Source organism: Micromonospora sp. KC721 (genome assembly GCF_004348355.1).
In the GTDB taxonomy this organism is placed as follows: domain Bacteria; phylum Actinomycetota; class Actinomycetes; order Mycobacteriales; family Micromonosporaceae; genus Micromonospora.
The window spans coordinates 1-7,382 of the sequence record NZ_SMJY01000254.1; the positions used below are offsets into that span (position 1 = coordinate 1).

Below are 7,382 nucleotides of genomic sequence, written 5' to 3' on the forward strand. Positions count from 1 at the left end.
ACCCACCCCCGCCCCCATGACAGGGCGATTGACGATCGAAACCGCCGCCAACGTCGTCGTCACGCCGGCGGGATGGCGGTGGCCAGGACGCTACGCTGCCCGGCCGCCATGAAGGAAGCGGTCTCCCCGTGCCGGGCGGTCCGGTCAGCCATCGCCGCGCCCAGGGGTGGCCGCGTCGACGTAACGCAGCACCGCGCCGACGCCGTCGGTCAGGTCCGGCGCCTCGTCCGGCCCGAGCACGGTCAGCTCGGCGTCGGTACCGACCAGAGCCCGGACCAGGGCCGCGTCGGCGCGTACCCGCTGCGGGTCGCGAACTCCGATGAGCTGTTCCGGCGCGGTGGCGATGTCGGTGGGCTCCGGTCCGATCCACAGCTCCCCGTTCGCCGACGGGTCGTCGACGATCAGCATGGTGTCGACCTGGTTGCGTTGCAGGGCGCGGACCACCGCGTCCAGGCCGGCCCCGACGTCCTCCTGCATGCCGAAGCGGTCCAGCACGGTGGCGACCCGTTGCTCGGCAGCCTCGGCGATGGTCTGCACGGTGATGTCGTCCATCAGGGTCTCGTCGGCACCGACGTCGCGGGACCCGGCGTCCGTGCGGACCACCATGTCCTGCCAGCGAGGAGGTAGCTGGGCGGCGACCATGCCGGTGGCCCGCACGTCCCCGGCGACCACGAGCACGTCCGCGCCGACGTTCTCGGCCAGCTGCACGGTTGCCGCGGCGACGTCGCCGGCGTTGTGGTGCCAGGCCTCCACCGCCGCCCGCTGGTAGCGGGACTGGGACCAGCCGCCGGGCTGGACGCGGCGCAACTGCGAACTCTCCCGCCCCTGAACGTGGGCCCGGCGGGGCACACCGCCCGCGCTGACCGCCATCGCGTCGGCCCCGGTGCGGTCGGCCAGCACGCGCACCCAGGCGATCTGCTCACCGCGCTGGGCTACCAGCGGCATGGTGTGCGGCAGGGTGGACCAGACGGCCAGGTCGTTGAGCGGTGGCGCGGCGAGGTACTCGGTGAGCACCACCCGACCGCCGGTGGCGAAGATCGCCACCCCGTAGTCCCCGGGCCGTGGCTCGTGCCCGCGCACCACCCGCGCGACCGCGTCGATGGTGGCCGCGTCGGCGCCCTGCTCCAGCAGGTGCCCCTTGAGGGCCCGCCAGCGCAGGTCGACCTGCGGATGCGCGTCGTGGGTGTCCCGGGAGGCGTCGAGATAGACCGAGCACCACGGCCCGGGACGGTCGTAGAGCGGACGCAGGAAGGACAGCTGCATGCTCGGGACCCCTTTCCAGCTCGGCCGCCCGCTTACCCGCACCGCCTGGGATGTCACCTCGCCGCGGCGAGGTTCATTCACGACGCTCTACCGGCCACGCCGGTACGATCGGTGCAGCGAACCGGACTTTCGGTGGTGAACGGCTCCGACTCGGTGGTGAACATGGACAGCGACCTCGCGCGCCGCGTCGTGCACCCGACGCAGGGAATCCTCACCGGGCGGGTGGTCCGGTTGCTCGACGGTTACCCCCGGGAGGTGCGCGTCGGACAGCCGGTGCTGGTGGCGGTGGTGACGGCCGCGAGCGTGGTGGGACTGCTGATGCTGCTGGTCCGCACGCTGGTGACCAGCGGCGGCGGGGGCGGCGCGCGACGCAAGTGGAAGGACCTGAAGAAGGGCCCGGAGTTCCTGGTCACCCCGCTGCGGGTACGCGACGACACCGGCCGCGTCTACGAGGTGGAGCTGCACGGGCACCTGCCGCAGAGCGCCCTGCACCCCGGCGACCACGTGCAACTGACCCTGCGCCGGCAGCCGGATCCGGAACTCGCGCCCAAGGTGGAGCGGATCGTCAACCTCACCACCGCGCAGCCGCTGCGTCCGCGTACCGCGACGCTCTGGTCGCATCTGGGGCCGCCGCTGCTGTTGCAGGCGATGCTGGGGGTGCTGTTGGTGGCGGGTCTGGGCGCCTGCTCCGTACTGACCGGCTGAGGTTTCCACCGCCGGCCCGCCGGGCACCGGTCACCACATGTTCGCCGGTTTCACGCTGGCCCGGGTCGGCGTCGGCCCGGTGCGGCTGCGGGTACGCCACGGCGGCTCGGGACCGCCGGTGGTGCTGCTGCACGGTCACCCGCGTACCCACGCCACCTGGCACCGGGTCGCACCGCTGCTCGCCGAACGGTTCACGGTGATCTGCCCGGACCTGCGCGGGTACGGCGGCTCCTCGAAGCCGCCGGGCGGCGACGACCACTCGGGGTACGCGAAACGGGCCATGGCGGCCGACGTGGTCGGCCTGCTCGACGCGCTCGGCCACGACCGGGCGGCGGTGATCGGGCACGACCGGGGCTGCTACGTGGCGATGCGCACGGCACTGGACCACCCCGACCGGGTGAGCCGGCTGGGTGTCCTCGACGGCGTGCCGATCGGCGAGGCGCTGGCCCGCTGCGACGCCCGGTTCGCCGCCCGCTGGTGGCACTGGTTCTTCCTCGGCCAGAGCGCCAAACCCGCCGAGCGGGTGATCAACGCCGATCCGGATGCCTGGTACGGCGGCTCGCCGGAACAGATGGGCGCCGAGGCGTACGCCGACTACCGGCGGGCGATCCACGATCCGGCCACGGTGCACGCCATGTGCGAGGACTACCGCGCCGGTCTCGGTCCGGACCGGGCCGCCGACGACGCCGACCGGGCCGCGGGGCGACAGATCGGCTGCCCGACGCTGTTCTGCTGGTCGCAGCGGGACGACATGGTGGATCTGTACGGCGACCCGGCGGCGATCTGGCGACAGTGGGCCCCGGATCTGCGGGTCGCCTCGATCGACTCCGGCCATCACATGGCCGAGGAGGCACCGGAGCAACTGGCCGCGGTGCTGGGCGCGTTCCTGTCCGGCGGTGCCGGGCTCAGCCGACCGGAGTGAGTGGGCGTTGCGCCCGCGCCGGGCCGCCGAGAAGCCCTCGGCGCACCGCCCAGCGCTCGAAGAAGAAGGTGGCGAACGGCGGCACGGAGCAGACCAGCGCGACGACGGTGACACCCGGGCTCCACCGGTGCATCCGGGCCATGACCAGCACCAGCAGCCCGTACGCGACGAACAGCGCGCCGTGGATCGGGCCGAAGATCTTGACGCCGATCTCGTTGGCCGGTGGACCGTACTTGACGGCCATGCCGACCAGCAGGGCCAACCACGAACACGCCTCGGCGACTGCCGTCGCCACGAACAGCCGGGTGGTCTTCTCGCGCATCGGATCATCGTAGCCAGTTGTCGGTCGCCGCCCCGGACGCACCACGACCACCCACGACCTCGCGGCCACGACGACCGACGGCGACCCGACGCCACGACCGACGGGAACCCGGGGGGATCACCCGGCCCGGCGCGGGTAGGTAAAGGTTCTTCGGGTCTTCCCCGCCCGCGCGGTTTCGTGCGAGGTTGGGAAGACCAACGGTGACGGGGTGGTGACCATGGGCGAAGACGTCGGCGCACGCACCTTCAGTCGGGAGGACCGGGCGCGCTACCGGGAAAAGGTTCGCCGCTGCCTGGACGTGTTCGCCGAGATGCTGCGCGAGTCCCGTTTCGACGTGGAACGGCCGATGACCGGCTTGGAGATCGAGCTGAACCTGGTCGACGACGGGTCGCTGCCGGCGATGCGCAACGCCGAGGTGCTCGCCGCCGTCGCCGACCCCAGCTTCCAGACCGAGCTGGGCCAGTTCAACGTGGAGATCAACGTGGCGCCGCGCCGGCTGGCCGGCACCGGCACCGCCGAGTTCGAGCGGCACGTACGGGCCAGCCTCAACGCGGCCGAGGAGAAGGCCCGCACCGTCGGCGCGCACATGGTGATGATCGGCATCCTGCCCACCCTGCGCCCCGAGCACCTGACCGCCGCGACGCTGTCGGCCAACCCGCGCTACGCCCTGCTCAACGAGCAGATCTTCGCCGCCCGCGGCGAGGACCTGCGGATCGCGATCAGCGGGGCGGAGCGGCTGGTGACCACCGCCGACACCATCACCCCCGAGGCCGCCTGCACCAGCACCCAGTTCCACCTCCAGGTCAGCCCGGCCCAGTTCGCCGACTACTGGAACGCCGCGCAGGCGATCGCCGGCATCCAACTGGCGCTGGGCGCGAACTCCCCGCTGTTCTTCGGCCGGGAGCTGTGGCGGGAGACCCGTATCCCGCTGTTCCAGCAGGCCACCGACACCCGGCCGGAGGAGATCAAGGCCCAGGGGGTGCGCCCCCGGGTCTGGTTCGGGGAACGCTGGATCACCTCGGTGTTCGACCTGTTCGAGGAGAACGTCCACTACTTCCCGGCGCTGCTGCCGGTGTGCGACCCGGAGGATCCGGCCGAGACGCTCGCCGCCGGCGAGGTGCCGAAGCTGGCCGAGCTGCGTCTGCACAACGGCACCATCTACCGCTGGAACCGTCCCGTCTACGACGTGTTCCGGGGCCGACCGCACCTGCGGGTGGAGAACCGGGTGCTGCCGGCCGGGCCGACCGTGGTGGACACGGTCGCCAACGGGGCGTTCTACTTCGGGCTGGTACGCGCCCTGGCCGAGTCGGACCGGCCGCTGTGGTCGCAGATGTCGTTCAGCGCCGCCGAGGAGAACTTCACCAGCTGCGCCCGGTACGGCATCGACGCCCAGGTGTTCTGGCCGGGGCTGGGCTACCTGCCGGCGACCGAGCTGGTGCTGCGGCGGCTGCTGCCGCTGGCCCATCAGGGGCTGGACCTGTGGCGGGTGGATCCGGCCGAACGGGACCGGCTGCTCGGCATCGTCGAGCGGCGCTGCCTGACCGGCCGCAACGGCGCCACCTGGCAGGTGGAGACGTTGCACCGGTTGGAGTGCGCCGACCACCTGGACCGGCCGGAGGCGCTGCGCGAGGTGGTCCGGCACTACGTGGACCTGATGCACAGCAACCGCCCGGTTCACGAGTGGCCGCTGCCCTGACCGGAGGCGGCCACCGGCCGAGCGCCGCGATTGCGCACGACAGAAGAACCCGAGCCGGCCGCGTCGGCCGATGATGAGACGCGGACATCGACCCGCCGGGCGCGGCCCGGGAACGGGCCCACCGATCGGGTCCGGTTCGACCGGCGTCGTGGCCGGCCGGTCCCGCGCGCCGGCATCGGTTCCCTCCCCCACTGTGAGGAGCGCAGCGTGACGCAGACCCACCGGTCACCCCGGCGGCCCGACGCCCCCGTCCCGATCCGGCTCGACGCCCCACAGGCCGGCACCTCCACCTTCGTCAACGGTCACTTCCCCCGGCGGCGGGGGCTGATCGTCGCACTCAGCGTCCTGGCCGGTTTCCTGTTGACGGTGGTCTGGTCGGCGGAGTTCGTGGACCGGACCATCGGCGACAACGTGGCCAACACCCTGCTCGGCCACGACGCCAAGCAGACCCCCATCCAGGGCATCGCCGCCGGGGTGCTCTTCGCCTTCGTCTCCGGCGTCGCCGGCACCTTCACCGCCTGCAACATCGCCGCGTTCGGCGCGCTGGCCCCGCTGTCGGGCAGCACCGGCGGTCGGTGGCGCCGGTTCACCGCACCGCTGCGGCCGCTGGGCTGGCTGTCGGTGGGCATGATCGCCGTGTCGGCGGCGTACGGCGCGCTCGTCGGTCTGGTCGGCACGTCGATGCCGCAGTTCTCCACCGCCCCGAACACCCCCGGCGGGCTGTCGCCGCGCAGCGTCCAGTCCATGGTGGTCTTTGGCGTGATCGGGCTGATCATGATCTATCTCGGTCTGGCGTCGCTCGGCGTGGTGCCGGACCCGTTCGCCCGGATCGCCCGCCGGTATCCGAACGCCCCGATGGTCTTCATGGGCGCGTTGATCGCCGGCTTCCTCATCGGGCGGCCCTTCGCGCTGTTCCGGCAGATGTTCCGGGACGCCGCCGAGAGCGGCAACCCGCTCTACGGCGCGGCGGCGTTCACCCTGCAGTCGGTCGGCAACATCGTGATCATGGCGGTGCTGTTCCTGCTGCTGGCCTGGCTCGCCGGCTCCCGCCTGCAGGGGTGGTTCGCCGCGCGACCGAGCCGGCTGGCCACGCTGACCGCCGTCGCGTTCATTGTCGCCGGCGCCTTCACCTTCCTCTACTGGGACGTCCGGCTGCTGGCCCGCCGCGAGATCATTCCCTGGTACCCGACGGCCCCCTGGGCGTGACCGGGTGACCGGCGACGCAGGACCGGCGGCGACTCCGGTCCTGCGTCGAGCCGGCCTCAGACCTTGAGTACGACCTTGGTGCAGTCGTCCTGCTTCTTCTGGAAGGTCCGGTAGCCCTTCGCCGCGTCCTTGAGCGGCATCCGGTGGCTGACCACGAAACTCGGGTCGAGATCGCCCCGGACGATGTGCTCCAGCAGCGGGCGGGTGTAGCGCTGCACGTGACACTGCCCGGTACGCATGATCAGCGACCGGTTCATGAACGCGCCCATCGGGAACTTGTCCACGAAGCCGCCGTACGCGCCGATCACCGACACCACTCCCCCGCTGCGGCAGGCCAGGATGGCCTGGCGCAACGCGAACGGCCGCTCGGTCTCCAGTCGGGCGGCCTGCTTCGCCCGGTCGTACGCGTATACCGCCGGGTTACCGTGGTGCCCCTCCAGGCCGACCGCGTCGATGCAGGCGTCCGGACCCCGACCGGCGGTGCGCTGGTTCAACTCGTCCAGCACGTCGAGTTCGGCGTAGTTGATGGTTTCCGCGCCGACGTGCTCAGCGGCCAGCCGCAACCGGTACGGGTACCGGTCGATGACGATCACCCGTTCCGCGCCGAGCAGCCGGGCACTGGCGGCGGCGAGCAGCCCGACCGGTCCCGCGCCCCAGACGGCGATCACGTCACCGGGCTTGATGTCGCACATCTCGGCACCCATGTAGCCGGTGGGGAAGACGTCGGCGAGCATCAACGCCTGGTCGTCGGGCACCTCGTCGGGCACCTTGATCGGGCCGACGTCGGCGAACGGCACCCGGGCGTACTCGGCCTGCCCACCGGCGTAGCCGCCGAGCAGGTGCGAGTAGCCGAAGATGCCCGCCGGCGAATGCCCCATGATCTTCTCGGCGATGCCGGCGTTGGGGTTGGAGTTCTCGCAGACCGAGTAACGGCCCTGCTGGCAGGAGACGCAGTTGCCGCAGGCGATGGGGAACGGCACCACCACCCGGTCGCCGACGGCGAGGTTGTCCACCTCCGGGCCGACCTCCACCACCTCACCCATGAACTCGTGGCCGAGGATGTCGCCCTTGCGCAGGGCCGGGATGTAACCGTGGTAGAGGTGCAGGTCCGAGCCGCAGATGGCGGTGGAGCTGATCTTCACGATGGCGTCCCGGGCGTTCATGATGCGCGGGTCGGGCACGTCGACGACCTTGACGCTGTCCTTGCCCATCCAGGCGGTGGCCTTCATCGTTCCTCCTCGTCGGGTCAGCCGCGGCGGCCGGCGGGC

7 protein-coding genes are annotated in these 7,382 nt (G+C 71.8%); 4 read left to right on the top strand and 3 right to left on the bottom strand.

Going from position 1 to position 7,382, the window contains the following annotated elements; translation table 11 throughout:
• Positions 1 to 144: 144 nt before the first annotated feature.
• Complete coding sequence (locus E1182_RS27735) at positions 145 to 1,263, bottom strand: Vms1/Ankzf1 family peptidyl-tRNA hydrolase (protein WP_132270694.1); 1,119 nt, start codon at positions 1,261 to 1,263, stop codon at positions 145 to 147.
• A gap of 153 nt (positions 1,264 to 1,416) precedes the next feature.
• Here E1182_RS27735 and E1182_RS27740 point away from each other — a divergent pair, with 153 nt between their 5' ends.
• Positions 1,417 to 1,968 (top strand): hypothetical protein, encoded by a 552-nt coding sequence (locus E1182_RS27740; protein WP_207921541.1) that lies wholly within the window; start codon positions 1,417 to 1,419, stop codon positions 1,966 to 1,968.
• A 37-nt stretch (positions 1,969 to 2,005) separates the two neighbouring features.
• Positions 2,006 to 2,890, top strand: a complete 885-nt coding sequence (locus E1182_RS27745; protein WP_132270695.1) for an alpha/beta fold hydrolase — start codon at positions 2,006 to 2,008, stop codon at positions 2,888 to 2,890.
• On the opposite strand, the gene E1182_RS27750 is transcribed toward E1182_RS27745, so the two are convergent.
• Positions 2,874 to 3,212: a DUF3817 domain-containing protein gene (locus E1182_RS27750; RefSeq protein WP_132270696.1), complete on the bottom strand. Its 339-nt coding sequence runs from the start codon at positions 3,210 to 3,212 to the stop codon at positions 2,874 to 2,876. The two genes, E1182_RS27745 and E1182_RS27750, sit on opposite strands and share 17 nt — an antisense overlap.
• A 217-nt stretch (positions 3,213 to 3,429) precedes the next feature.
• Between E1182_RS27750 and E1182_RS27755 the strand changes: the two genes are divergently transcribed.
• Both E1182_RS27755 and E1182_RS27760 read left to right on the top strand, forming a co-directional pair.
• On the top strand, positions 3,430 to 4,908 hold the full coding sequence (locus E1182_RS27755; RefSeq protein ID WP_132270697.1) for a glutamate--cysteine ligase: 1,479 nt from the start codon (positions 3,430 to 3,432) through the stop codon (positions 4,906 to 4,908).
• 207 nt (positions 4,909 to 5,115) lie between these two features.
• On the top strand, positions 5,116 to 6,114 hold the full coding sequence (locus tag E1182_RS27760; protein ID WP_243706453.1) for a hypothetical protein: 999 nt from the start codon (positions 5,116 to 5,118) through the stop codon (positions 6,112 to 6,114).
• A 56-nt stretch (positions 6,115 to 6,170) separates the two neighbouring features.
• Here E1182_RS27760 and E1182_RS27765 read toward each other — a convergent pair whose 3' ends face one another.
• A complete protein-coding gene (locus tag E1182_RS27765) occupies positions 6,171 to 7,343 on the bottom strand; it encodes a zinc-dependent alcohol dehydrogenase (protein ID WP_132270698.1) in 1,173 nt (390 codons plus the stop codon).
• Positions 7,344 to 7,382: the final 39 nt, after the last annotated feature.